The organism is Bradyrhizobium sp. sBnM-33 (assembly GCF_032917945.1).
Classification (GTDB): domain Bacteria; phylum Pseudomonadota; class Alphaproteobacteria; order Rhizobiales; family Xanthobacteraceae; genus Bradyrhizobium.
The window spans coordinates 8241793-8267452 of sequence record NZ_CP136624.1; the positions used below are offsets into that span (position 1 = coordinate 8241793).

At 63.4% G+C, this 25660-nt stretch carries 20 protein-coding genes; 11 read left to right on the plus strand and 9 right to left on the minus strand.

The annotated features are described in order from the left end of the window. The first annotated feature begins 140 nt into the window (after nucleotides 1–140). Entirely contained in the window at nucleotides 141–4889 is a 4749-nt protein-coding gene (gene gltB, locus RX328_RS38705; protein ID WP_213247833.1) for a glutamate synthase large subunit, read from the plus strand. Between the two features lie 150 nt (nucleotides 4890–5039). Beyond that, a complete protein-coding gene (locus tag RX328_RS38710) occupies nucleotides 5040–6497 on the plus strand; it encodes a glutamate synthase subunit beta (protein ID WP_213247831.1) in 1458 nt (485 codons plus the stop codon). A 185-nt stretch (nucleotides 6498–6682) separates the two neighbouring features. Here RX328_RS38710 and RX328_RS38715 read toward each other — a convergent pair whose 3' ends face one another. Further along, nucleotides 6683–8389 carry an outer membrane beta-barrel protein gene (locus tag RX328_RS38715; protein WP_213247829.1) on the minus strand — a complete coding sequence of 569 codons (1707 nt, stop codon included), beginning with the start codon at nucleotides 8387–8389 and terminating at the stop codon, nucleotides 6683–6685. 190 nt (nucleotides 8390–8579) lie between these two features. On the opposite strand from RX328_RS38715, the gene RX328_RS38720 reads away from it, so the two are divergent. Next, entirely contained in the window at nucleotides 8580–9593 is a 1014-nt protein-coding gene (locus RX328_RS38720; RefSeq protein WP_213247827.1) for an SIS domain-containing protein, read from the plus strand. A gap of 143 nt (nucleotides 9594–9736) precedes the next feature. On the opposite strand, the gene RX328_RS38725 is transcribed toward RX328_RS38720, so the two are convergent. The 4 genes from RX328_RS38725 to hemH all read right to left on the minus strand — a co-directional run bounded on the left by RX328_RS38725 (nucleotide 9737) and on the right by hemH (nucleotide 13103). Beyond that, nucleotides 9737–10291, minus strand: coding sequence for a carboxymuconolactone decarboxylase family protein (locus RX328_RS38725; RefSeq protein ID WP_213247825.1), 555 nt, complete (start codon nucleotides 10289–10291; stop codon nucleotides 9737–9739). Nucleotides 10292–10408: 117 nt separating this feature from the next. After that, nucleotides 10409–10855: an NfeD family protein gene (locus RX328_RS38730; protein WP_213247823.1), complete on the minus strand. Its 447-nt coding sequence runs from the start codon at nucleotides 10853–10855 to the stop codon at nucleotides 10409–10411. 36 nt (nucleotides 10856–10891) lie between these two features. Next, complete coding sequence (locus RX328_RS38735; protein WP_213247821.1) at nucleotides 10892–11893, minus strand: SPFH domain-containing protein; 1002 nt, start codon at nucleotides 11891–11893, stop codon at nucleotides 10892–10894. 172 nt (nucleotides 11894–12065) lie between these two features. Then, on the minus strand, nucleotides 12066–13103 hold the full coding sequence (hemH, locus tag RX328_RS38740; protein ID WP_213247819.1) for a ferrochelatase: 1038 nt from the start codon (nucleotides 13101–13103) through the stop codon (nucleotides 12066–12068). 101 nt (nucleotides 13104–13204) lie between these two features. Between hemH and RX328_RS38745 the strand changes: the two genes are divergently transcribed. Beyond that, nucleotides 13205–13603, plus strand: a complete 399-nt coding sequence (locus tag RX328_RS38745; RefSeq protein ID WP_213247817.1) for an MAPEG family protein — start codon at nucleotides 13205–13207, stop codon at nucleotides 13601–13603. A gap of 835 nt (nucleotides 13604–14438) precedes the next feature. On the opposite strand, the gene RX328_RS38750 is transcribed toward RX328_RS38745, so the two are convergent. The 4 genes from RX328_RS38750 to RX328_RS38765 form a co-directional block, all read right to left on the minus strand. Next, nucleotides 14439–14873, minus strand: coding sequence for an acyl-CoA thioesterase (locus tag RX328_RS38750; protein ID WP_213247036.1), 435 nt, complete (start codon nucleotides 14871–14873; stop codon nucleotides 14439–14441). A gap of 164 nt (nucleotides 14874–15037) precedes the next feature. After that, complete coding sequence (locus RX328_RS38755) at nucleotides 15038–16129, minus strand: nickel/cobalt transporter (RefSeq protein WP_213247122.1); 1092 nt, start codon at nucleotides 16127–16129, stop codon at nucleotides 15038–15040. Between the two features lie 5 nt (nucleotides 16130–16134). Further along, nucleotides 16135–16797 carry a DUF1007 family protein gene (locus RX328_RS38760; protein ID WP_213247034.1) on the minus strand — a complete coding sequence of 221 codons (663 nt, stop codon included), beginning with the start codon at nucleotides 16795–16797 and terminating at the stop codon, nucleotides 16135–16137. Between the two features lie 111 nt (nucleotides 16798–16908). Beyond that, nucleotides 16909–18999 (minus strand): M3 family metallopeptidase, encoded by a 2091-nt coding sequence (locus RX328_RS38765; RefSeq protein WP_213247032.1) that lies wholly within the window; start codon nucleotides 18997–18999, stop codon nucleotides 16909–16911. Nucleotides 19000–19173: 174 nt separating this feature from the next. Here RX328_RS38765 and RX328_RS38770 point away from each other — a divergent pair, with 174 nt between their 5' ends. The 7 genes from RX328_RS38770 to RX328_RS38800 all read left to right on the plus strand — a co-directional run bounded on the left by RX328_RS38770 (nucleotide 19174) and on the right by RX328_RS38800 (nucleotide 25645). Continuing rightward, nucleotides 19174–19434, plus strand: a complete 261-nt coding sequence (locus RX328_RS38770; protein WP_213247031.1) for a hypothetical protein — start codon at nucleotides 19174–19176, stop codon at nucleotides 19432–19434. A 656-nt stretch (nucleotides 19435–20090) separates the two neighbouring features. Continuing rightward, a complete protein-coding gene (locus RX328_RS38775; RefSeq protein WP_213247030.1) occupies nucleotides 20091–21233 on the plus strand; it encodes a type III PLP-dependent enzyme in 1143 nt (380 codons plus the stop codon). A gap of 123 nt (nucleotides 21234–21356) precedes the next feature. Then, entirely contained in the window at nucleotides 21357–21962 is a 606-nt protein-coding gene (locus tag RX328_RS38780) for a GNAT family N-acetyltransferase (protein ID WP_213247029.1), read from the plus strand. A gap of 259 nt (nucleotides 21963–22221) precedes the next feature. Then, nucleotides 22222–22611 (plus strand): RidA family protein, encoded by a 390-nt coding sequence (locus RX328_RS38785; RefSeq protein ID WP_213247028.1) that lies wholly within the window; start codon nucleotides 22222–22224, stop codon nucleotides 22609–22611. A 41-nt stretch (nucleotides 22612–22652) separates the two neighbouring features. Then, the gene (locus RX328_RS38790) at nucleotides 22653–24083 is read left to right on the plus strand and encodes a homospermidine synthase (protein ID WP_213247027.1); all 1431 of its coding nucleotides are present in this window, start codon (nucleotides 22653–22655) and stop codon (nucleotides 24081–24083) included. Nucleotides 24084–24264: 181 nt separating this feature from the next. Continuing rightward, a complete protein-coding gene (locus RX328_RS38795; protein ID WP_213247026.1) occupies nucleotides 24265–25188 on the plus strand; it encodes a hypothetical protein in 924 nt (307 codons plus the stop codon). 229 nt (nucleotides 25189–25417) lie between these two features. Beyond that, nucleotides 25418–25645 carry a hypothetical protein gene (locus tag RX328_RS38800; RefSeq protein ID WP_213247024.1) on the plus strand — a complete coding sequence of 76 codons (228 nt, stop codon included), beginning with the start codon at nucleotides 25418–25420 and terminating at the stop codon, nucleotides 25643–25645. The last annotated feature ends 15 nt before the right edge of the window (nucleotides 25646–25660 follow it).

A 25660-nucleotide genomic window follows, 5' to 3' on the forward strand; every position in this document is an offset into this window, starting at 1 on the left:
TCCTCAGGGACGTTGAACGCCCAAGCCTGAATTTAAGAAATTGCGGCTCGCGGCGGACGAGCGGTGGCCCGGTGGGTGCCGCAAGCGTCCAAGGTGCGCCGACGATGCGGTGAGGCCCTTAGCCTTTTGAGAGGAATGAGATGAGCGGGTCGGAATTCGAGCGCGAAAACATCGTGACAGAAACCCTGTCGGCGACCGCGGCTTCGAAACCGGCCGACACGTTGCTTGAGGATTCCCGGCGCGAGCATGACTGGCGCCCGCCGGCGGAGGGCCTTTACGACCTCGGCATGGAGAAGGATTCCTGCGGCGTCGGCTTCATCGCCAACATCAAGGGCCGGAAGTCGCGTCAGATCGTTTCCGACGCACTCAGCATTCTCTGCAACCTCGAGCACCGCGGCGCTGTCGGCGCCGACCCGCGCGCCGGCGACGGCGCCGGCATTCTGGTGCAGATCCCGCATGCCTTCTTCGCACGCAAGACCGCCGAGCTCGGCTTCAAGCTGCCGGAGCCCGGCCACTACGCGATCGGTGCGCTGTTCATGCCGAAGGAGACGGCGTGGCGAAAGGTGATCCAGAGCATCATCGCCGAACAGATCAAGGAAGAAGGCCTCGTACTGCTCGGCTGGCGCGACGTGCCGTCCGACAACGCTTCGCTCGGCGAAACCGTCAAGCCGACCGAGCCCTATCACATGCAGGTGTTCATCGGCCGCAACGGCACGGCAAAAACCGAGGAGGAGTTCGAGCGCAGGCTCTACATTCTGCGCAAGTCGATCTCGCAGGCGATCTACCAGCGCCGCGACCGCGGCATGGCCGGCTATTACCCGGTCTCGCTGTCGTGCCGCACCGTGATCTACAAAGGTATGTTCCTCGCCGACCAGCTCGGCAAGTACTATCCCGATCTGCACGAAGAGGATTTCGAGAGCGCGCTGGCACTGGTGCATCAGCGCTTCTCGACCAACACCTTCCCGACCTGGTCGCTGGCGCATCCGTACCGGATGATCGCCCACAACGGCGAAATCAACACGCTGCGCGGCAACGTCAACTGGATGGCGGCGCGCCAGGCTTCCGTTCACTCGGAGCTCTACGGCAAGGACATCAGCCGCCTCTGGCCGATCTCCTACGAAGGCCAGAGCGACACCGCCTGCTTCGATAATGCGCTCGAATTCCTGGTGCAGGGCGGCTACTCGCTACCGCACGCTGTCATGATGATGATTCCGGAAGCGTGGGCCGGCAATCCGCTGATGGATGAGCAGCGTCGCGCCTTCTACGAATATCACGCAGCCCTGATGGAGCCGTGGGACGGCCCCGCCGCGATCGCGTTCACCGACGGCCGCCAGATCGGCGCCACGCTCGACCGCAACGGACTCCGTCCCGCGCGCTATCTCGTTACCAGGGACGACCGCATCGTGATGGCGTCCGAAATGGGTGTGCTGAAGATTCCGGAGGATGAGATCGTCACCAAGTGGCGGTTGCAGCCGGGCAAGATGCTTTTGGTCGACCTCGAACAGGGACGTCTCATTCCCGACGACGAGATCAAGGCGACGCTGGCCAGGAGCCATCCCTACAGCGACTGGCTGCATCGCACCCAGCTCGTGCTGGAGGAATTGCCCGATGCGCCCGTCAAGGGCATGCGTTCGAACCTGCCGCTGCTCGACCGGCAGCAGGCGTTCGGCTATTCGCAGGAAGACATCAATATCCTGATGACGCCGATGGCGGCCACCGGCGAGGAAGCCGCCGGCTCGATGGGTAACGATACGCCGATCTCGGCGCTGTCGGACCGGCCGAAGCCGCTGTTCACTTATTTCAAGCAGAACTTCGCGCAGGTCACCAACCCGCCGATCGACCCGATCCGCGAGGAGCTCGTCATGAGCCTCGTCTCGATCATCGGGCCGCGGCCGAATCTGTTCGACCTGCAGGGCATGGCCTCGACCAAGCGGCTCGAGGTGCGGCAACCGATCCTGACCGATGCGGATCTGGAAAAGATCCGCTCGATCTCCGATGTCGCTGATACCCATTTCAAATCGCGCACGCTCGACACCACCTTCCATGCCGGCTTCGGCGCAGCGGGAATGGAGCAGGTGCTCGACGAGCTCTGCGCGCGCGCCGAAGGCGCGGTGCGCGAAGGCGTCAACATCATCATCCTGTCGGACCGCATGGCGGGCTCGGACCGGATTCCGATCCCCTCGCTGCTCGCCTGTGCCGCCGTGCATCATCACCTGATCCGCACCGGCTTGCGCACCTCGGTCGGCATCGTCGTCGAGTCCGGCGAGCCGCGCGAGGTGCATCATTTCGCGTGCCTGGCCGGCTACGGCGCCGAGGCGATCAATCCGTATCTCGCGTTCGAAACCATCATCGCGATGAAGGATCGCCTACCCGGCGCGCTTGACGACCATGAGATCGTCAAGCGCTACATCAAGTCGATCGGCAAGGGCCTGTTGAAGGTGATGTCCAAGATGGGCATCTCGACCTACCAGTCCTATTGCGGCGCGCAGATCTTTGATGCCGTCGGGCTGAAGGCCGATTTCGTCGCCAAGTATTTTGCCGGCACCCACACCCGCATCGAGGGCGTGGGCCTGGTCGAAATCGCCGAGGAAACGGTGCGGCGCCATACGGACGCGTTCGGCGACGCGCAGGTTTACAAGACCGCGCTCGATGTCGGCGGCGAATACGCCTACCGTACCCGCGGCGAAGACCATGCCTGGACGGCCGAGTCGGTTTCAACGCTACAGCATGCCGTGCGCGGCAACTCGCAGGAGCGCTATCGGGCGTTCGCAAAAATCCTCAACGAGCAGTCGGAGCGGCTATTAACGCTGCGCGGCCTGTTCCGGATCAAGACCGCCGAGGACGAGAAGCGCAAGCCGGTGAAACTCGACCAAGTCGAGCCGGCCTTCGAAATCGTCAAGCGTTTTGCGACCGGCGCAATGAGCTTCGGCTCGATCTCGCGCGAGGCGCACACCACGCTCGCGATCGCGATGAACCGGATCGGCGGCAAGTCCAACACCGGCGAGGGCGGCGAAGAGGCCGATCGCTTCAAGCCGATGCCGAACGGCGATTCGATGCGCTCGGCAATCAAGCAGGTCGCTTCCGGCCGGTTCGGCGTGACGACGGAGTATCTCGTCAACTCCGACATGATGCAGATCAAGATGGCGCAGGGCGCCAAGCCCGGCGAAGGCGGACAATTGCCCGGCCACAAGGTCGACGCGACGATTGCGCGAGTGCGGCACTCGACGCCCGGCGTCGGCCTGATCTCGCCGCCGCCGCATCACGACATCTATTCGATCGAAGATCTGGCGCAGCTCATCTACGACCTCAAGAACGTCAATCCGGACGGTCAGGTCTCGGTCAAGCTGGTCTCCGAAATCGGCGTCGGCACCGTGGCCGCGGGCGTAGCGAAAGCGCGCGCTGACCACGTTACCATCGCAGGCTTCGAGGGCGGCACCGGCGCCTCCCCCCTCACCTCGATCAAGCACGCCGGCAGCCCTTGGGAAATCGGGCTTGCCGAAACCCACCAGACGCTGGTGCGCGAGCGGCTACGCAGCCGCATCGTGGTCCAGGTCGATGGCGGCTTCCGTACCGGGCGCGACGTTGTGATCGGCGCGCTCTTGGGCGCGGACGAATTCGGCTTCGCCACCGCGCCGCTGATCGCGGCCGGCTGCATCATGATGCGCAAGTGCCATCTCAACACCTGCCCGGTCGGCGTCGCGACCCAGGACCCGGTGCTGCGCAAGCGCTTCACCGGCCAGCCCGAGCACGTCATCAACTACTTCTTCTTCGTCGCCGAAGAAGTGCGCGAGATCATGGCACAGCTCGGCTACAGGAAGTTCGACGAGATGGTCGGTCAGACCCAGATGCTTGACCAGTCGACGCTGGTGGCGCACTGGAAGGCCAAGGGGCTCGATTTCTCAAAACTGTTCGTGCGGCAGAAGGAGCTGCCCGGCCAGAAGATCTATCATGCCGAAGCCCAGAACCATCATCTGGAGAAGGTGCTCGATCGCCGCCTCATCGAGAAGGCGCAGGCCGCGCTCGACCGCGGCGCACCGGTGAAAATCGAGGAAGAGATCAACAACACCGACCGTTCCGCCGGCGCGATGTTGTCCGGGGCCGTTGCGAAGATCTACGGCCACGCCGGATTGCCGCATGACACCATTCACGTCAGCTTGAAGGGCACTGCCGGCCAGGCGTTCGGCGCGTGGCTTGCCAAGGGCGTTACTTTCGATCTCGAAGGCGAAGGCAACGACTATGTCGGCAAGGGCCTGTCGGGCGGCCGCATCATCGTCAAGCCGCCGCGGAATTCCGGCATCGTGCCGGAAGAATCCATCATCGTCGGCAATACGGTGATGTACGGCGCGATCGAAGGCGAATGCTACTTCCGCGGCATCGCCGGCGAACGCTTTGCGGTGCGTAACTCCGGCGCTATTGCGGTCGTCGAAGGCGCCGGCGACCATTGCTGCGAATACATGACCGGCGGCATCGTCGTGGTGCTGGGCAAGACGGGCCGCAACTTCGCGGCCGGCATGTCCGGCGGCATCGCCTATGTGCTGGACGAGGCCGGCGACTTCGCAAAGCTCTGCAATATGTCGATGGTCGAGCTGGAACCGGTGCTCTCGGAAGAGATGATCAACGCCAGCACCTACCACCACTCCGGCGATCTCGAGGCGCATGGCCGGGTCGACGTGTTCCAGAACCTGCTCGACTCCGACGTCGAGCGGCTGCACGTACTGATCACGCGCCATGCCAAGCTGACCGGCTCGAAACGGGCCGCCGAGATCCTCGCGAACTGGAAGGCCTGGCTACCGAAATTCCGCAAGGTGATGCCGGTGGAATACCGCCGCGCACTGAAGGAATTGAAGGCGAACGCCGACGCCGAGCCGAAAATCGCAATCGGGGCTTAGCTACACGAGCCCGTCATTGCGAGCGCAGCGAAGCAATCCATAGCACCACAAGCCGAACCTTGGATTGCTTCGTCGATGACGCTCCTCGCAATGACGGAGGGTGACACAAATAGATAGATGCGAACGAGAGATGCAGGGGCATCAGGTTTAATGGGCAAGATCACAGGTTTCCTCGAGATAGATCGGAACGAACGCAAGTATGCGCCGGTCGCCGAGCGGTTGCAGCATTTTCGCGAATTCGTCATTCCACTGAGCGAGAAAGACACGCGCGACCAGGCCGCGCGCTGCATGAATTGCGGCATTCCGTATTGCCACGGCACCGGCTCGGTGGCGCCGGGTACGCCGGGCTGCCCGGTCAATAACCAGATCCCCGATTTCAATGACCTCGTCTATCAGGGCAACTGGGAAGAAGCCTCGCGCAACCTGCACTCCACCAACAATTTCCCTGAGTTCACCGGCCGCATTTGTCCGGCGCCGTGCGAGGCGTCCTGCACGCTCAACATCGACGACAACCCAGTCACCATCAAGACCATCGAATGCGCCATAGCGGACCGCGCATTTGAGAATGGCTGGGTCAAGCCGGAAATCCCCACGGTTAAGACCGGCAAGAAGATTGCCGTTGTCGGGTCGGGCCCGGCTGGGATGGCGTGCGCGCAGCAGCTCGCGCGCGCCGGCCATGACGTCCACCTCTATGAGAAGTTCGCCAAGGCGGGCGGATTGCTTCGTTACGGCATTCCCGACTTCAAGATGGAAAAGCACATCATCGACCGCCGCGTGGCGCAGATGGAGGCTGAGGGCGTGACGTTCCATTACGGCGTCCATATCGGCGGCACCTCGCAAGGCGCGATCGATCCGCGCGAACTGCTCAACCAGTATGACGCCGTGGCGCTGACCGGCGGCGCTGAAGCCGGCCGCGATCTGCCGATCCCCGGCCGCGACCTCGACGGCATCCATTTCGCGATGGATTTCCTGCCGCAGCAGAACCGCCGCGTCTCCTCCGAGCCGCTCGGCGACGTGAAGGAAATTCTCGCCGGTGGCAAGCATGTCGTCGTGATCGGCGGCGGTGACACCGGCTCGGACTGCATCGGCACCTCGCTTCGGCAGGGCGCAAAGTCCGTGACTCAGCTTGAAATCATGCCGGCGCCGCCTGAGCACGAGAACAAGGGCGTGACCTGGCCGAACTGGCCGTTGAAAATGCGGACCTCGTCGAGCCAGGCCGAAGGGGCTATCCGCGAATACGCGGTGCTGACGCAGAAGTTTTCGGGCATCGACGGCAAGGTGCAGAAGCTGCACAGCGTGAAAGTCGACGACAAGTTCAAGCCGATCCCGGGTACCGAATTCGAGCTCGAAGCGCAGCTCGTGCTGCTCGCCATGGGCTTCGTGCACCCCGTGCACGAAGGCTTGCTGAAGACGCTCGGCGTCGACCTCGACCAGCGCGGCAACGTCCGCGCCAACACACAGGACTACCAGACCTCGCTGCCCAACGTGTTCTCGGCGGGCGACATGCGCCGCGGCCAATCGCTGGTGGTCTGGGCGATCCGCGAAGGGCGCCTCTGTGCGCGCGCGATCGATCAGTATCTGATGGGATCGACGACGCTGCCGAAGTAAGCGGCTTTGTCCTAACCCTACACGTAATCACGTTGGCGATGATGTCGTGTCCCGGACGCGGTGCAGCGTGAAACGCTGCTCCGCAGAGCCGGGACCTGTCGCGCCACCTGCATGGACCCCGGATCAGCAGCGCATCACTTCGTGCTGCGCAGCATCCGGGGAACGCATGCGGAGATCCAGACGCCTCAGTGCTGCAGCCTCACCCCCAGCATCACCACCGTCGATGCCGTGCTATTCCCCGGCAAATTCGAATCCAGCCAGTCGCGCCGAAGCGTGCCGCGGAGCCAGACGTTGCGGCTCATCTTGTAGATGGCTTCGCCCGACAGAATGTAAATCTTGTCGCGCCTGGGATTGCCCTGGTAATCGAGCGAGCCCCAGGTGAACTTGCCGATCGCGGTCAGCCAGCGGCGGAAGTCGTGGTCGACTTCGACGGTGTATACATGCGTCAGCACGCCCGACGTGCCCGGCAGCGTGGTCTCCGTGATCGTGGTGTCGGAATAGAATTTTGCCGTCGTCAGCGGCGTTGCGGTCCAGACCAGCGAGGACGAGACGAGCAGGCCTTCCAGGCGATCGAGCCTCGGATCGACATAGTCGCGCGCGGCGTAGCCGACGGCGATTTCGCCGGTCAACAGCCGCGAGAATTCGAAGCTGGTGCCGCCCTTGGCGTAGCCGCCCGAGGAATCGCGCGCAAATCCGGCACGGTCTAGCCTGACGTCATGCACGCGGCTGTCGCCCTGCACTTCCACGAACGGCTTTATGCCCGGCTTCAAATCGTAGCTGACGCGGCCGACGCCGCCGTACTGGCTGAAGTTCCGATCGTCGTTGGTGGTCGACGTGCCGTCGGTGAGTTTTGAGTTGGTATAGTCGGTGCGATCGACGGTGGCACCGGCGGAAACCTGCAGCCGGTTGAAGCTCTGGTCAATGCCGATAGTCGTGCCGACCGTGGTGTAGATCGGATATCTGGCAAGGCCGGCCTGCACGTTCGGGCTGCCGGGATTGTCGGTCGAGACGAACAACCGGCCTTGCGCGGTCAGCCTTGTGTCGCGGCTGACATCGAGCCGGCCGTCGACATGGCCGATGAAGTTGGGCCGGTCGACGTCGAGCGGCGCCGACAGTGGCGTGCCGTCCGCGTTCGGCGTGAGATTGCTGCCGTAGCCGGTGAAGGAGCCGCGGAGATCGGCCACCAGCGCGTGGCGCTCCCAATCGGAGATCGCCAAAAATTCCGGCGCGATCACGTAGAACGGCTTGCCTTGCGCTGGGGCGAGCCGGCCGGGATTGGTATCGTAGCCGCCCGAGAATTCGACCGCGGATTTGATCAGGAAGCTGCCGGCGTAATCGCTGACCGCGCCGAACGGATCGTCATCGATCCTGAGACGCTTGCGCGGCGGCTGTCCCACCACCGCTCCCGCCATCGCCGGCGGGATCGGGGTTTTATGCGCCGACTCCGATGGGGCAATCGACAGCCGCAGCCGCGTGTTCGATGCAATCGGCGGCGGCGGACTACCGGGGCCGACCGGCGGCTTCGGCTTCGCCTGCCCCGGATAATATTTCGGTCTCTTGCGCTTGCGGTTGAGCGAGTCGTAGCCGATGTCGGCTGCGCCGCTCGCGGCCGGCAGGCCGTATTTCGGGATTTGCCCGATCCGCGACGGCGCGGGCTTGTCGCCCTCCTGCAGCTTCGGATTATTGAGGGGATCGTTCACCTCTGCCGCCGTCCGGCGCAGCGGCGAATCCGGCGGCGTCATCTGGCTGGTGCGCCTTGAGCTGAACAGGTCCGGCGTGAGGATTTGCGCTTGCGCCGCGGTTCCGGTCAGGGCGAGCAGCGCAAGGCACGGCAAGGCTGCGCGAAAGATGCGCGCGCGGCTGTTCCGGCCGGCTGCTGGCCCCGCCCTCACGATGAAATATACCCCAACAAAAACAGATACTTGATAGACGCGCGCCGAGCGCTCGCGGAACACGTCGTTAATGGAGTTAAAACAATTATGGTTAATGAGCCGTTGAGGGCGGCAGCTCCGCGTCGCTTCGCCGGACGGCCCATGCTATGCAGGGGTTCGGGGCGCGAAGCCCCTCCTCCCTGGGACCGACATGGCCAATCCGAATCCGCTGATGGTACAATCCTCCGGCTCCGATCCCGCTGATGCCGCCGTCCAATCGGCGCTGCGCACGCTCGACGCCGAGGGCAGCGGGATCGCCGCGATCGCGGCGGCGTTGCAGTCCGATCTACGTGCACCGTTTGCCGCCGCTGCCGATCTCATCCGCAACGCCAACGGGCGGCTGATCGTCACTGGTCTGGGCAAGTCCGGCCATATCGGCCGCAAGGTCGCCGCGACATTCGCCTCCACCGGCACGCCGGCGTTTTTTGTACATGCCGCCGAAGCGAGCCATGGCGACCTCGGCATGATCACCGCCGATGACGTGATCCTGGCGCTATCGTGGTCCGGCGAGCAGCCGGAGATGAAGAATCTGATCACCTATGCCAAGCGCTTCCGCATTCCCGTGATCGCCATGACGGCGGAGCGCGAATCGTCCCTGGCCAAGGCCTCCGACGTCGCGCTGACGCTGCCGAAGGCGCGCGAGGCCTGCCCGCACAATCTGGCGCCGACCACCTCTTCCCTGATGATGCTGGCGCTCGGCGACGCGCTGGCGATCGCGCTATTGGAAGGCCGCGGCTTTACCTCGGTCGATTTCAGCGTGCTGCATCCCGGCGGCAAGCTCGGCGCACTGTTGAAGTACACCCGCGACCTCATGCATACCGGCGACGCGGTGCCGCTGAAGCCGCTCGGCACCAGCATGTCGGAGGCGCTGGTCGAGATGACGTCCAAGGGCTTTGGCTGCGTCGGCATCGTCGATGCACGCGGCCACATCGTCGGCATCGTCACCGACGGCGATTTGCGCCGGCACATGGGGCCGCAGCTCATGTCGGCCACCGTCGACGAGGTGATGACGAGGAATCCGAAGACGATCGACCGCGACGTGCTGGCCGGCGAGGCGCTGGAGATTCTCAACTCCTCGAAGATCACGACGCTGATCGTGACCGACGCCAGCAAGCCGATCGGCATCGTGCACCTGCACGATTTCCTGCGCGCGGGCGTGGCGTAGGCTGGCGCCCAAGCTCTCCACGTCATTGTGAGGAGCGCAGCGACGAAGCAATCCACCTATCCGTTATGCGGCGACATGGATTGCTTCGCGGAGCCTGTCATCGGGCGCGCATTCGCGAGACCTGTTGGCTCGCAATGACGGGGTTAGGCCTTCGGAAACCGCACCGCGCTCTCCTCCAGCGGCAGCGCCAGTCCGTTCGCGAGATACGACACGGTGCGATAGAATCCGCACAGCAGGATGATCTCGAATATTTTCGCATCGTCGTAATGCGCCGACAGCGCCGCGAATTCGGCGTCCTCAAGTGTGGCGCGCTCGTGCAGCGCATCGACCGCAGCGATCAGGGCCTGCTCTGCCGGCGACCAGCATGCGTCGGTGGCGGCGCCGAGCACAGTGGCGCGGACCTGCTCTTCCGTCAGATGCGCGGTTTCCGCGAACGTCGTGACATGCACCCCCCATTCGTACTCGCAGCCCGTTCGCGCGCAGGTGCGGTCGATGACGATCTCGCGCTCCCGCAAACTGAGCGGCCCGCGATCCAGCAGGCTGCCGGCGCGGAATTTCTCCCAGGCCCGCGCGTTGCCCGCCATGACGCGAAACAGCAGCAGCGGCGGCGCGCCGCGCATGATGCGGTCGAACTGCTCGGCAATGTCAGGTGCATAAGGCGGCTCAAGCGGCGCAATGCGCGGTGCGGTCTGTGACATGGCCAACTCCTGTGCTACGAATAGCGTAGCGCCACGCTACATTATTTGTAGCAAGATGCAAGAGAGTGCTCATGCGAAGCCGGCCGCGCCACGAAACAACGCGCCGTTCGCCGCGAACTAAGCCGCCGCCACCGTCAGGCTGGCGCCATCGACCTGTACGACCCTGACGCGGCTGCCGGCCGGAGCGTCGGGGCCGGCGACGCGCCAGATCGTATCGTCGATCCGCACGGTGCCGGTGCCGTCGACGATCGGCTTTTCCAGCGTGAATTCCCGGCCGATCAGCGCCTTGGTCCGGTTGTTGAGAAACGGATTGCTCAGGCTGCGGCTTCCCTCGCTGCGCGCAAAGTGCCGCCACGCAGGGACCGCGGCAACCGCGAACACCGCAAACATCAGGAGTTGCGTCTGCCAGGACGGGCTGATCGCAAACGACACGAGCCCGACCAGTAACGCCGCGAGCCCAAGCCAGAACATGAAGACACCCGGCGCAAGCAATTCGAGCGCCATCAGGACGAAGCCGAAGATCAGCCAATTCCAGGTGCCTAACATCGAAAACATCTCGGTCATGACACGAACCTCTAATCAATCTTCCAGATCAAGCTCTCACCGCTGCGGCGCGACCGGCGGCGGGGTTGGGCCGGCGTTCGGAACCGATGATGTTCGCCGTGCCGCGGCCGCAGCGGAAGCAGCGCTCTCGCCAAACGTCGCCTTGGCGATCTCGCCGATGCCGGCGAGCGAGGACAGCACGGAAGTTGCTTCCAGCGGAATCATCAGGATCTTCTGGTTCGGCGAATCCGCGAACTGTCCGAATGCCTTGATGTACTTGTCGGCGATAAAATAGTTCAGCGCTGCGACATCGCCCTTGGCGATCGATTCGGAGACCATCTGTGTCGCCTTGGCTTCGGCTTCAGCTAGGCGCTCGCGCGCTTCGGCGTCGCGGAATGCGGCTTCGCGGCGGCCTTCGGCCTGCAAAATCTGGCCCTGTTTGGCGCCCTCGGCACGGAGAATTTCCGACTGGCGCTGGCCCTCGGCCTGCAGAATGTCGGCGCGCTTGACGCGCTCGGCCTTCATCTGCCGGCCCATCGCCTCGACCAGGTCGGCCGGCGGCACGATGTCCTTGATCTCGATGCGGTTGACCTTGAGCCCCCATGGCGAGACGGCCGCATCGACCACGCGCAGCAGGCGCTCGTTGATCTCGTCGCGGTGCGACAGCACCTGGTCGAGGTCCATCGAGCCCATCACCGAGCGGATGTTGGTCATGGTCAAAACGATGATGGCCTGCTCGAGATTGGCGACCTCGTAGCTCGCTTTCGCGGCGTCGAACACCTGGAAGAACGCGACCCCGTCCACCGTCACGGTGGCGTTGTCCTTGGTGATCACCTCCTGCTCGGGAATATTGATCACCTGCTCCATCATGTTCATCTTGCGGCCGACGCGGTCGAAATAGGGAATGATGAGGTTTAATCCCGGCGACAGCGTGCGCGTGTATTTACCGAACCGCTCGATTGTCCAGTCATAGCCCTGCGGCACCGTTTTGACGCCCGCGAACAATGTGGCAATGACAAGTAGAACAAAGGCAATCGCGAAAATGTCGAAGCCACTCATAAAGTCCCTCCAAAGCCGGCAAGTGCGTTGCCCGGCGCGATCTGTCATTCTGTCTGCAACGGCGCGGCGCCGGTTCAGCCGACTGTTCTCAGTTATGGCTATATAGCTAGGGAACGGTTTGCGGGCCACCAGATGTTCTTGGCTCCGAACAGCGCGTTGGTTGTTGAGGTGGCTAAATCCAGCCTTGAAGCTCGCGCAAAACGAGTTGGCGGATGACGTCCATGCCGGGCTCGCTGTCGTTCAGGCAGGGAATCGCTGAAAACTGTTCGCCGCCATTATGCTTGAAAATCTCGGCGTTTTCCTGCGCGATCTCCTCCAGCGTCTCCAGGCAATCGGCGGAGAAGCCCGGCGTCACCACCACAATGCGTTTCACGCCATCTTTCGCCAATTTTTCGATGGTCTTATCGGTGTAGGGCTGCAGCCACTCGTCGCTGCCGAAGCGCGATTGAAATGTCAGGACCAGCTTGGCGGCATCAAGGCCCAACCGCTTGCGCAAGCTTTCCGTCGTTGCGACGCACTGGGCGTAATAGGGATCGCCCTTGTCGACATATTTCTGCGGCATGCCATGAAACGACGCCACGATCAGTTCGGGCTGGAACGACAAGCTGGCCAGATGCGCTGACATCGAGACGGCGAGCGCTTCGATGTAACCGGGATCGTCATAGTAAGGCGGGCTCACCCGCAGCGTCGGCTGCGCGCGCATATCGGCGAGCGCGCGAAACACCTCGTCGCAGACGGTTGCCGAGGTCGCCGCGGAATATTGCGGATAGAGCGGCACCACCAGCAAGCGATCACAGCCCTGCGCAGCCAGCACATCGATGCGCGAGCGGATCGATGGGTTGCCATAGCGCATCGCCCAGTCGACCACGACATGCTCGCGATCGGCGATCGCCGCCGCGAGCTTTTCGGCCTGCGACCGTGTGATGGTCTTGAGCGGGGATTCGCCTCTCTCGGTGTTCCAGATCTTCTGGTAATCGCGCGCCTTTCTGGCCGGACGCACCCGCAGGATGATGCCGTTGAGGATCAATTTCCAGACGAGGCCCTGATCCTCGATCACGCGGGGGTCGGAGAGGAATTCCTTCAGATAGACCCGCACCCCCTGGGCATCAGCGGTGTCGGGCGTACCGAGATTGACCAGCAGCACGCCGATCCGTTGCGGCTGGGCTGCCGGCACAGGCGTCGCGTTGCCAAGGGGGGCGACCACGGTCATGATTTCGATGGCTTCGCGCGTTGCACGATCCTTGTCAAGATAACCGCCGGTTCGCTACGCTTTCCAAATGGCGGCTGGGCGCGCGTGCGCGGGGAGGAACCATGACGATCGCCGAATGGTGCGTTTTCGGAACGGTGCTGCTGTACTTGCTGACGATCGCATCGGTCAAATGGGCCGCCTACGGCCGTTTTGACAATGCCAAGCCGCGCGATCCCGCCTTCTACCAGGACCCGATCCGCGCCCGCGCACTCGGCGCGCATCAAAACGGCATCGAGGCCTTTCCGTTCTTTGCAGTCGCCGTGCTGCTGGCGGAATTTCGGCTCGGGCCGCAGCGCCTGATCGACGAACTCGCGATTCTCTTCCTGATCGTGCGGATCGCCTACGTCTTCACCTATCTCGGCAACCGCCCAACGCTGCGCTCGATTCTCTGGAGCCTGGGGTTTGCGATCAACATCGCGATTTTCTTTTTGCCGGCGATCAAGGGGTACTTGCCGGTTTAGGGTGGGGTTGGCCGTCATTCTCTTCTCGACTTCAGGGTGCTGCAGTCAGGACACCGCGGCCCAACTACGTCATTGCGAGCGAAGCGAAGCAATCCATTGCGCAGCATAACGGATCTATGGATTGCTTCGTCGCTTCGCTCCTCGTAATGACGGTGTATACAGCTTCGCGATCTCGCGGCGTATTGCGCCCGAGCTTTGCTACTGACTTCCCGCCCTCTCCAATCAGAGGGCGCAGGGAAGACCGGGTGCGCGCCGCACCCGCGGTCTCGTGTGCAATTTGCGCACTAAGAACGCGCACACGAGCATACAGGTACAGCGGGAGCATCCCGGCCTGCCCTGCGCAATGGCTTTACGGCTTACTTCGAGCTCTCCCCGGAGAACGGCTCTTTGCCACCGTCGCCCCCGAGAAGCTTCGCTTCCAAAGGACTTAACGCCAGCACCGCGGCGCCAGGACCACACGACTTCGCCGTACGCTTCCTGCGCGTACGTCTTGCGCATTCAGCGTCCACCGCATCTCACCGCACGTTCGTGACGATCGCGAGCGCCCCTCATCTGCCGTGAGACGGGCGGAGTTATGCAGATGATTTGCGCTACAAGTTAAGCGAAATATTTTTGATTGCCGGGCTTGACACGATTTCGGAAAATCAGAAGTGATTTGCCCGTCGTGCCAATTGGCCGCAGCCGCGCATTGAATTTTCGCTTGCGAGCGCGGCAAATCAGTTGGCGGAGCTGTAGGGAGGGCAAAGCGACAGCGTGCCCACCGTGCTCGGTGATAGACGGTGGGCACGGCGCTATCGCGCCTTTGCCCGCCCTACAATTGTCGATACGACTCGGCTCAGCCCAGATGCCGCTCCCGCGTCGCGATCAGGTTGCGAATCTCCTTTGATATCGGGGCCGGGCGATGGGTTTTCTGATCAGTGTTGACCCAGACGATCTCGCCGGTCACGAGTGCGTCACTGCCGCCTTTGAGGAAAATCGCGAGCTCGAAGGTCAGGCTCGAATTGCCGATTCGCGCGACGCGGGCGCCGACATCGAGCTCCCAGTCGAACCGGACCGGCGCCTTGTATTCGATGACGGATTTGACGACGTGGAAATCGACGCCGGATTTCTTGGCGTCGGCATATTGGTCATAGCCGAGCGCGCGAAAATATTCGGTGATGGTGGTGTCGAAGTAGGTCAGGTAATGCGCGTTGAAGACGACGCCCTGGCCGTCGATTTCGGAATAGCGCACCCGGAACGGGTGGAAGAACCAGAATTGCTCGCGTGACATGGGGATTCCCGGCTATACCTTTGGGGTGTTCGATTTTCCGTAGCCCGGATGGAGCGTAGCGCAATCCGGGAATGATTGGCCCGCGCGCTCTACGGCCCCGGATTGCGCGGAGCCTGTCATCGGGCGCGCGTTCGCGCGACCCGTTGGCTCCATCCGGGCTACGCTCACAAACACGTCGCGCGTTCGGCGGCGAGGTAGCCGAACAACAAGCCGAGGCCGAACAACAGCACCAGACCGGCGGCGCCGAACTCGATGCCGCGCATGATCAGCGCACCGCCGCCCTCGCGCCCGGCGCTCAGCCGTTTTGCCAGACCTTTCGCCGATACGGCAATCACTGCAATGGTTGCGACCGTGATCGCGGTACCGAGCCCCATCACAAAAGTCGCGGCGATGCCGGCCAGGAACAGGCCCTGCGCCAGCGAGAATACCAGAACCAGAATGGCACCCGAGCAGGGCCGCATGCCCACGGCAAAGATCGTCCCCAAACCGCGCCGCCAGCCGCCGGGGCCGGCGAGCTGATCCGGCGTCGGCCCATGCGAGTGCCCGCAATGCTCGTCATGAACATGGCCATGGCCGTGATCATGGTCATGTCCATGGTCGTGGTGAGAGCCAGGGTCATGACGATGGTGATGCGCATGGCCGTGATCATGATCGTGATGATGAGCCGTGGCCGCCGCCATCGCTACCGCCGGCTTCGCCTGCAACGCGCGCATAAAACCGCCACCCTTGGTCCAGACCAGCCGGGCGCCCAAGGCCGCGATCAGGGCGTAGCTGACGATCTCGATCGCCTTCTCCGCGCTGCACATCGTCTTGGCAGTGGAAGACAGCAGCCAGGCGAACACGGCCACGATCGCCACCGCCACCAGCGCCTGCAAGAACGCCGAGGCGAACGACAGCACGATGCCGCGCCGTGCGGTCTCCTCGTTGGCGACAAGATAGGACGAGATCACCGCCTTGCCGTGGCCGGGGCCGGCGGCATGAAAAATGCCGTAAGCAAAGGAGATTCCGAGCAGCGTCCAGACCGCGCTGCCATCCGATTTCGCCGCGCGGATTGTGGCGGACATTTCGCGGTAGAATTCGGATTGCTTGGCCAAAATCCATCCGATCACGCCGCTGACCTGCGGCTCGGCGGCGGGCCGCGGACCGCCGAACGGATTCTGCGCCATCAGCGCATGCAAGGCAGCATCGAAAACCACAACGGCCGCGATCACCGCGGCCGTGATTGCGATACCTCGCGCGAAGCTTGGGGGGAGCATCCGCCTCACGGGCAGTTCACCATGATCTTGTTGGCGAACATCACGCCATAGTTGGAATTGTCGCCGTTCATGAAATTCTGCTCGTTCAGGCGCTGGGTGTTGGCGGTCTCGTCGTTCGGCCGCTGGAATTGCATCTGGCAGGCGGCGGGCGCACCGATCAGCTTGATCGGGTCCTTGTCGTCGAACTTGAAGTCGATGAAGTAAGAGGGATCGAATACTTCCAGCGCCAACTGCTTCGATGTCGCCGGCGCCTTCAGCGGCAGCACGAAATGCAGCGTCAGCGCGCTGTCCTTGTATTCGAGGTAATAGTCGACCGGCTCGTTGAATTTCGCCTTCTTGCCGTCGGCTTTGGCGAAGGTGAAATAGGCGAAGTCCTTCAGCGACTCGACATTGGTCTGTGCCAGCGGCGCCAGTTCCTCACGGGTGTAGACGCCCTTGGTCTTGGTCGCGACACCCTGCAGTGCGTATGTCGAGAACATGTCATCGAACGTCCAGGCGTGGCGCACACCCGTCATCGCGCCGTCAGGCGCGTAGACCACCTCGCTCCTGGCGGTGATCCAGACATGGGGGTGGGCCTCGGCCGCGGCCGTGCCGAGCGACAACGCGACGATCAAGCCGAACAATACGAACAGTGCCCGCAACACGCGCCCGCGAAAGCGGGGACCCATATGCTGTGCTGTCTCATTTTTGCAGTGTGGCAAAGGCTTTTCCTTCACAACGAACATCAGGGGTTAGGTCCTTGCGTCGCAGCGACGACTCGTTGAAGCAGCGCCAGCTAATCAGGCCGCCGGTGTTGCTTCGAGCAGGCCGCGACGGCGCAACAGCGCGTCGGCCTCCGGCTCGCGACCGCGGAAGGCGACATAGGCGTCCTCGGGGTCGCGCGAGCCGCCCGACGAATAGATGTCGTCGTGCAGGCGTTTTGCCACCGCGGGATCGAAGATGTCGCCGGCCTCCTCGAATGCGCCGAAGGCGTCGGCGTCCATCACTTCCGACCACATGTAACTGTAGTAGCCCGATGCGTAATGATCGCCGGAGAAGATGTGGCCGAATTGGGTCGGCCGGTGCCGCAGCGCGATTTCGGCGGGCATGCCGATCTTCTCCAGCTCCGCCTTTTCGAACGCAGCCACGTCGCGGCTGGCGGCGGCCGGCTGGGTATGGAATTCGAGATCGATCAGCGCCGAGGAGACGAACTCCACGGTGGCAAAGCCCTGGTTGAATTTTCGCGCGGCGAGGAAGCGCTGCAGCAGGTCGTCCGGCAGCGGCTCGCCGGTCTGGTAGTGCTTGGCGAACTGCCGCAGCACCTGCGGCTGCTCCTGCCAGTGCTCGTAGAGCTGTGAGGGCAACTCGACAAAGTCGGTGAACACGGATGTCCCCGACAGCGAGGGATAAGTCACATTCGACAGCATGCCGTGCAGGCCGTGGCCGAACTCGTGGAACAGGGTGCGCGCGTCGTCCGGCGACAGCAGCGACGGCTGGCCGTCGGCGCCCTTGGCGAAGTTGCAAACATTGATGATCAGCGGCGCGACCTCGACGTCGAGCTTCTGCTGGTCGCGCAGCGAGGTCATCCAGGCGCCGGAGCGCTTTGAGGGCCTGGCGAAGTAATCGCCATAGAACAGCGCCTTGTGCTTGCCAGCGGCGTCCTTGACCTCCCAGACCCGGACATCCGGATGCCAGACCGGGATGTCCTTGCGCTCCGAGAAGGTGATCCCGAACAGGCGGGTGGCGCAGTCGAAGGCGGCCTCGATCATGTGGTCGAGCACCAGATAGGGCTTTATAGCTGCATCGTCGAAATCGGCCCGCCGCTGCCGCAGCTTTTCGGCGTAGTAGCGCCAATCCCACGGCGCCAGCGCGAAGTTGCCGCCCTCCTCCGCGATCAGCGCCTGCAGGGCGTCGCGGTCGGCGAGCGCCCGCTCCCGGGCCGGCTTCCAGACCCGCTCCAGGAGGCTGCGCACCGCCTCCGGCGTCTTGGCCATGGAATCCTCCAGCCGGTAGGCGGCGTAGGTCGGAAAGCCCATGATCCTGGCGGCCTCCTCGCGCAGCGCGAGGATCTCGACGATGGTGGCGTTGTTGTCGTTGGCGTTGCCATTGTCGCCCCGCGCGGTGAAGGCCTTGAAGACTTTCTCGCGCAGGTCGCGGCGGGAGGAGCTCTTCAGGAACGGCTCGACCGAGGAGCGCGACAGTGTCACGATCGCCTTGCCCGCCATGCCGCGCTCTTCAGCGGCGGCCTTGGCCGCAGCGATAAAGGCCTCCGGAAGGCCGTCGCGGTCATCCTCGCCGAGCTCCATGAACCAGTCCTGCTCGTCGCCGAGCAGATGGTGGCTGAACGCGGTGCCGAGCTGGGCCAGCCGCTCGTTGATCTCGGCACGGCGCTTCTTGGCAGTCTCGTCGAGGCCGGCGCCGGCGCGGTAGAAATTGGTGTAGGTGCGCTCCAGGAGCCGCATCTGCTCGCTGGTCAGGCCGAGCGTGGCGCGGTTCTCGTGCAGCAGCGCGATGCGGCCGAACAGCACCGCGTTCATCATGATCGGGTTCCAGTGCCGCGCCATCCGCAAGGAGACTTCCTTGTCGATCTCGAGAATCGCCGGATTGGAGTGCGCCGAGACCAAGTCGTAGAACACGGCAGAGACCTTCGCGAGCAGCTTGCCGGAGCGCTCCAGCGCCGTGATGGTGTTGGCGAAGTCCGGCACTGAGGGATCATGGGTGATCGCCGCGATCTCGGCGGCGTGATCGGCAAAGGCCTGCTCGAAGGCGGGCAGGAAATGTTCCGGCTGGATCTCGCTGAAGGGCGGTGTCTCGAACGGCGTCTGCCACGGCCGGAGCAGCGGGTTTTCGCCAGCTTCCGAACGGGCCGCCGTCTGCAGGGTTTCTGACATCACAATTCCCGTTTTTGCCTCGTTTTCTTGGGCTGAAACCGCTACCGATTTCGCTCGAAAACGCTCCAGAAGATGCGGCAATCTATAGCACGCGATGCGGCATTTTTGGGCCTTTTGCGCTTGATAGATGGGGCCTTTTCGGAGAGATTGCGCCCCTTGAACAGGACCTTTTTCATGAGCCCACAGCCCGCCTCCACCTCCTCCCGCACGATCGCCTGGCAGAGCGTCATCACCGTCATCTCGGCGGCGATCCTGATCGGCGCGGAAGTGTTCGGCGCGGCGTTTGCCGGCGGCTGGGCGCTCGCGATCCTGTTCGGCCTCGACGACACCAGCGCGCACATTCTCCAGGCGGTGCTGTTCGGCATCGGCGTGCTGATCATGGTGGCGTTCATCCGCACCGCGCAGCGCATCGAGCCGTTCTTCAAGCGCGCCTGACGCGCGTTCAAGAAAGCGCTGCGGCACAGGCGCTAAAGCGTTCATCGCCTGCCCAAGAAAATCTTAACTTCCATTCATGTTTGTCGTGAGCCGTGCGCGCTGCGAACGCTTTCGTAAGCACACGTCGGGGAAATTTGTCCCCAGCCTAAAAAAATTCTTGCGAACCAGAATCAAAAGTCTTATTTCCAGCCTTGCCCAATTTCGCACGTGCCTGTGGTCGTGTGTCAGTCGGTAGGTATCCGGACAAGAGGCCGGACAGCCGCCAAGGGATGAAGAACCGAGGGTCGCTCCTGCTCGAGTGGCCAGCATCTCTCTCAAGAGATGCCGTTGAAGGTCTCTCCATCCTTTGCAACCGTGACTGGCAGCCGGAGGCGAACCGGCGCACCCCGCTCTCAACGGGGGACGCGACTTAAAGCAACGACGGATCGGGCTTTTTTGGTCTCTACCGGCATTCCACCGCCGGCGCGGGCTACTGAAAAGGCTTGTCCTTCATTGCCAGGTGTGCGGGCGGGAAAATTCCCAACCAATCCACGGCAGCACAATTCGGTTCTTGAGTTCGAGGCTTCGTCGCGTCTCCATCGTGCGACAACGCCAAAGCACTCACGTCCGAGATCAAATTTGAACGGGACCCGTCGCTGGGCCGTTTGGAGGGTGCTATGACCGAACGTATTCAGGAATTCCTGCGTAACCGCCGCAGCGAGGGCCAGGACACCGAGCCGTGCCTCGTCGTCGACCTCGAAGTCGTGCGCGACAACTACCAGACCTTTGCCAAGGCGCTGCCCGACAGCCGCGTGTTCTACGCGGTGAAGGCCAATCCTGCGCCCGAAGTGCTGTCGCTGCTGGCCTCCATGGGCTCCTGCTTCGACACCGCGACCGTCGCCGAAATCGAAATGGCGATGGCTGCCGGTGCGACGCCGGACCGCATCTCCTATGGCAACACGATCAAGAAGGAGCGCGACATCGCGCGCGCCTTCGCGCTCGGCATTCGCCTGTTCGCGGTCGACTGCGCCGCCGAAGTCGAGAAGATCGCGCGTGCCGCTCCCGGCGCAAAGGTGTTCTGCCGCATTCTTTATGACTGCGCAGGTGCCGAGTGGCCGCTGTCGCGCAAGTTCGGCTGCGACCCGGAGATGGCGGTCGAGGTGCTCGACCTCGCCAAGCGCTTGGGGCTGGAGCCGGTCGGCATCTCGTTCCATGTCGGCTCGCAGCAGCGCAAGGTGAAGGCGTGGGACCGCGCGCTCGCGATGGCCTCGACGGTGTTCCGGGACTGCGCGGAGCGCGGGATCAACCTGTCCATGGTCAACATGGGCGGCGGCTTCCCGACGAAGTACCTCAAGGACGTTCCTCCGGTCGTGCAGTACGGCCGGTCGATCTTCCGTGCGCTGCGCAAGCACTTCGGCAACCAGATCCCGGAGACCATCATCGAGCCGGGTCGCGGCATGGTCGGCAACGCCGGCGTGATCGAGACCGAAGTCGTCCTGATCTCCAGGAAGAGCGACGAGGACGAGGTGCGCTGGGTGTATCTCGACATCGGCAAGTTCGGCGGTCTGGCCGAGACGATGGACGAGTCGATCCGCTACGCCATCCGCACGCCGCATGACGGCGCGGAGATGACGCCGTGCGTGCTCGCGGGACCCACCTGCGATAGCGCTGACGTGCTGTACGAGAAGATGCCGTATCCGCTTCCGGTGACGCTCGAGATCGGCGACAAGCTGCTGATCGAAGGCACCGGGGCGTACACGTCGACCTACTCGTCGGTGGCGTTCAACGGCATCCCGCCGCTCAGGACCTACCACATCTGAGCTGCCTCGCTTCGAGGTCCGATTAGTCGGGAGCCGGTGCGCCGGCTCCCTCCCCTGACATTGCCAATCAATGACAACGCTTTGCGCGGCTTGATCGCCGTTGCGAGCGGGGACTGACGTGCCATGGCTGCTTTGCGGAAAACCACCACTGCCCTCATCCCGAAAGCCGCTCCGTTCGCGATCCGTGCGGAGCGGGCCTCGGACGTCATCGCGCGCGAAGCGCTGCTGGATGCCTGCTTTGGCGACAACCGCCATATGCGCACCTGCCAGCGCCTGCGCGACGGACGCGCGCCCGCCGAAGGCCTCAGCCTTTCGGCTGTGAGCAAGGGCCGGCTGGTCGGTACGTTGCGGTTGTGGCACGTCAGCGCCGGGGGCATCCCGGCGCTCATGCTCGGCCCGCTGGCGGTGGAGGCTTCCTCCCGGCAGCTCGGGGTCGGGGCTGCGCTGATGGACCACGCGCTCGCGGCGGCGAAGGCGCGTGGCCATCGCGCGGTACTCCTGCTCGGCGATGCGCCGTACTACGCCCGCTTCGGCTTCTCGGCCGCGAAGACCGGCGAGCTGTCGCTGCCGGGTGCCTTCGAGCGCGACCGCCTGCTCGGCCTCGAGCTTTGCGAAAACGCGCTTGACGGCGCCTGGGGCATGATCGTTCCGACCGGCGCACGTTTGCCGAAAACAAAGGCGGTGCGGGCCAGGAAGGCGAAGGCCTTGCTCCTGCCGCGCGTGGCCTAAGGCCATGCCGGCGAGCCTCCCCGTGCGCCCGCGCTGGCGCAGCGCCGTCACGACCGTCCTCCTGGTCATGATCTCGGTCATGATCGTCAGGGACATTCTCGTGCGTCGCTGGACCGCCGGCGCGCCGCCGGCCTCCGACCTCACCCGGCATTCCCGGTGACGTCGCCAGGGGTTGCGCGCGCCGGGGAAAAGCCCTTAAACCGCGCCCATCCCGCCGCCGGATTATTCCCCCAGGATCGTTCCCAAGACCGAGGTTCCGATGCCCCGCCGCCTGATTTCCACCGGCTCGCCGTTCGAGAAGACCGCCGGCTACAGCCGCGCCGTCATCGACGGCGATTTCGCCTTTGTCGCCGGCACCACTGGCTACGACTACACGACCATGGTGATTCCGGCCGATATCACGAGTCAGGCCCGCAACTGCTTTGGCAATATCGAGGCGGCGCTCAAGGAGGGCGGATTTGCGATGGCCGACATCGTCCGCGCCACCTACTACATCACCGACATTGCCGAGGCGGACGCCTTCTTTGCGGTCTGCGGCGAAGTTTTTGGCGAGATCCGTCCGGCCACAACCCTGCTCGTCGTCGCCGGGCTCTATAAGCCCGAGATGAAGATCGAAATCGAAGTGACCGCCAAGCGCCGCACCGCCTGATCCCTCCATTCCCACGAATTTCTGTTTCCGGAGACCGACTGATGAACGCACTCGCAAAAATTCACGCGAAAGTCACTGGCCCCATCGTGATGATCGGCTTCGGTTCGATCGGCAAGGGCACGCTGCCCTTGATCGAGCGCCATTTCGACTATGACAAGTCGCGCTTCGTCATCATCGATCCGCATGAGGATGGCGAGCTCGCCAAGAAACACGGCGTGCGCTTCATCAAGCAAGCCGTGACCCGCGACAATTATCGCGAATTCCTGATCCCGCTGCTCACCGAAGGCGGCGGCCAGGGATTCTGCGTCAACCTCTCCGTCGACACCTCCTCGGTCGACATCATGACCATGTGCCGGGAGATCGGCGCGCTCTACATCGATACCGTGGTGGAGCCCTGGGCCGGTTTCTATTTCGACAAGAACATCGGTCCCGAAAAGCGCTCCAACTACGCCCTGCGCGAGACCTTGCTCGCCGCCAAGCACAAGAGCCCGGGCGGCACCACCGCCGTCTCCACCTGCGGTGCCAATCCCGGCATGGTATCCTGGTTCGTCAAGCAGGCGCTGCTCGATATCGCTCGAGATACCAACACGCCCTTCAACGAGCCGAAGAGCCGCGAGGGTTGGGGTCAGCTCGCGCAGAAGCTCGGCGTCAAAGGCATCCACATCGCCGAGCGCGACACCCAGCGCTCCAGGAATCCGAAGCCGATGAACGTGTTCGTCAACACCTGGTCGGTGGAAGGGTTCGTGTCCGAAGGCATGCAGCCGGCCGAGCTCGGCTGGGGCACCCATGAGAAATGGATACCGGAGAACGGCCGCCGGCACACCGAAGGCTGCGGTGCGGCGATCTATCTGCTGCAGCCGGGCGCCAACACCCGCGTGCGCTCATGGTGCCCGACGCCGGGGCCGCAATACGGCTTCCTCGTCACCCACAACGAGTCGATCTCGATTGCGGACTATTTCACGCTACGCGATGGCAGCGAGGTGATCTATCGCCCGACCTGCCACTACGCGTACCATCCAGCCAACGACGCCGTGCTGTCGCTGCACGAGATTTTCGGCGCGACCGGCAAGATGCAGCCGAGCTGGCACATTCTGGACGAGCACGAGGTCGTCGATGGCATCGACGAGCTCGGCGTGCTCCTCTACGGCCACAGCAAGAACGCCTATTGGTACGGCTCGCAACTCTCGATCGAGGAGACCCGCCTCGTCGCGCCTTACCAGAACGCGACCGGCATGCAGGTGTCATCCGCCGTGCTGGCCGGTATGGTGTGGGCGCTGGAGAATCCCACCGCTGGGATCGTCGAGGCCGACGAAATGGACTTCCGCCGCTGCCTCGAAATCCAGATGCCCTATCTCGGCCCGGTAAAGGGCTACTACACCGATTGGACACCGCTGTCGGACCGGCCGGGGCTGTTCCCGGAAGACATCGACGCCTCGGATCCCTGGCAGTTCAGGAACGTGCTGGTGCGGTAACCGCGCCGGCACGGTAAAGGCCGGCGAGGCGATACGACGGCCATTGTCGAACTCGAGGTGCGGCTGATAGAGTGCACAACCAAAACGTGATGCTCTTACAGCCGCGCCGGTGACCATGAGCCGAAATTCAATTGCAGCTCGCTCCACGCGGCTGAAAAACGCAGGCGCAGCGATCGCCCTGATGATCTCATCGCTAAGCCCCGGCGTCGCTTTCGCGGCCGGCGACGGATGCATGGCGAGCTACTACCGCAGCAAATCGCCGGTCTGTATCGACGACACGCTGGCGCAGCTCCGGCAAACGGCCACAAGCGGGCGGGCCGATCCCAACACCATCATCGGCTTCCTCGGCGAACTGTTCAGGAGTTCTCCGCAGGAGCGCGAACGCCTTCTCAAGGCCGAGTCCTCGGATTACGTGAAGTCGGTCGATATCATCAGCCTCTACAGGGCGGGCCTGCCCGACGAGGCGCAGAAGTTTGCCGCCGCCAACAGTCTTTCCGGCCTGTCGGACAGACTGCGGGCGGCGCGGATGCCGCCGCTGGACGCCGTAACACCGTCCTCCACGCCGGCCGACAATGACTTGCTGATCGGCGCTTATATGGCATCCGGCAACACGGCGCATATCCGGCGAATTCTCGACAATTATTCCAGCGCCGACGACGGCATGGCCAGTGACGGCTTGCGCGTCGGATTCATGATGAGCAAATTCGGTCCCGGTCTCGCGCCGAAAGGACGCGACAGTGTCACGAGCAAGGTCGCCTGCGCCAAATACGATTGCAAAGCGGACAAGTCGAAATTCCTTCGGGTCATGACATTGGGGACGGCGATGTGGTCTCTGCAATCGCTGTCGGCGCAGGACGACGGCATCAAGAAGACGCTGTCCGAGTTCTTTTCCCGCGATGCGCGCCTCAAGAATCTGTTCGCCGCGGAGCAGGCTGCTTTCGGAAACTACCTGACGGCGATCCTATTCGTGTCGACTTTCCAGAAAGATGGCGCCGGCGCGGACCAGGACCAGGCCTACGAGCTGATGAGCAAATCCGCGTCTATCTACGAGCGTTTCGGTTCGGGCAAGGAGGCGTTCGAACCGTTCATGAACCTGAAGAAGTAGCGGGCCCGACGAGAGCAGCCGCATGAAGGTGCAAGCCGCTCAGCGGCTCCCTTTGCTGCGCTGCACATCGCCGTGTGCAGTCACATGCGGCGGGTAGAAGTGGGCACGGAACCAGCGCCTCGTAACATTCGCTTAACTCAATCGCGCCATCCTGAGGGGATGATTTCTGCGAGGGCCTCGGCCGTCGCCAAGCTGTTTGAGCGACGGCTCCCTCGGTGGAGCGAGCAACATGCGCAGCATCATTGCCATCGTGCTGTCGGCAGCGGCACTGGCGTCGTGCACGCCCGAGAGCAGCAGCAATGCTGACGTGACGGGCTCGATCGACAATTGCGCACGCAAGCTTTACAGCCAGTACAATCCCAAGGACAAAAAGCAGTGCGTCGCGGTATGCATCGCCTGCGAGCGTGGCGTCATGACGACCTGCTCGACCGCCTGCACGCTCAGGGGCGCACAATAATCGCGCACAATAATC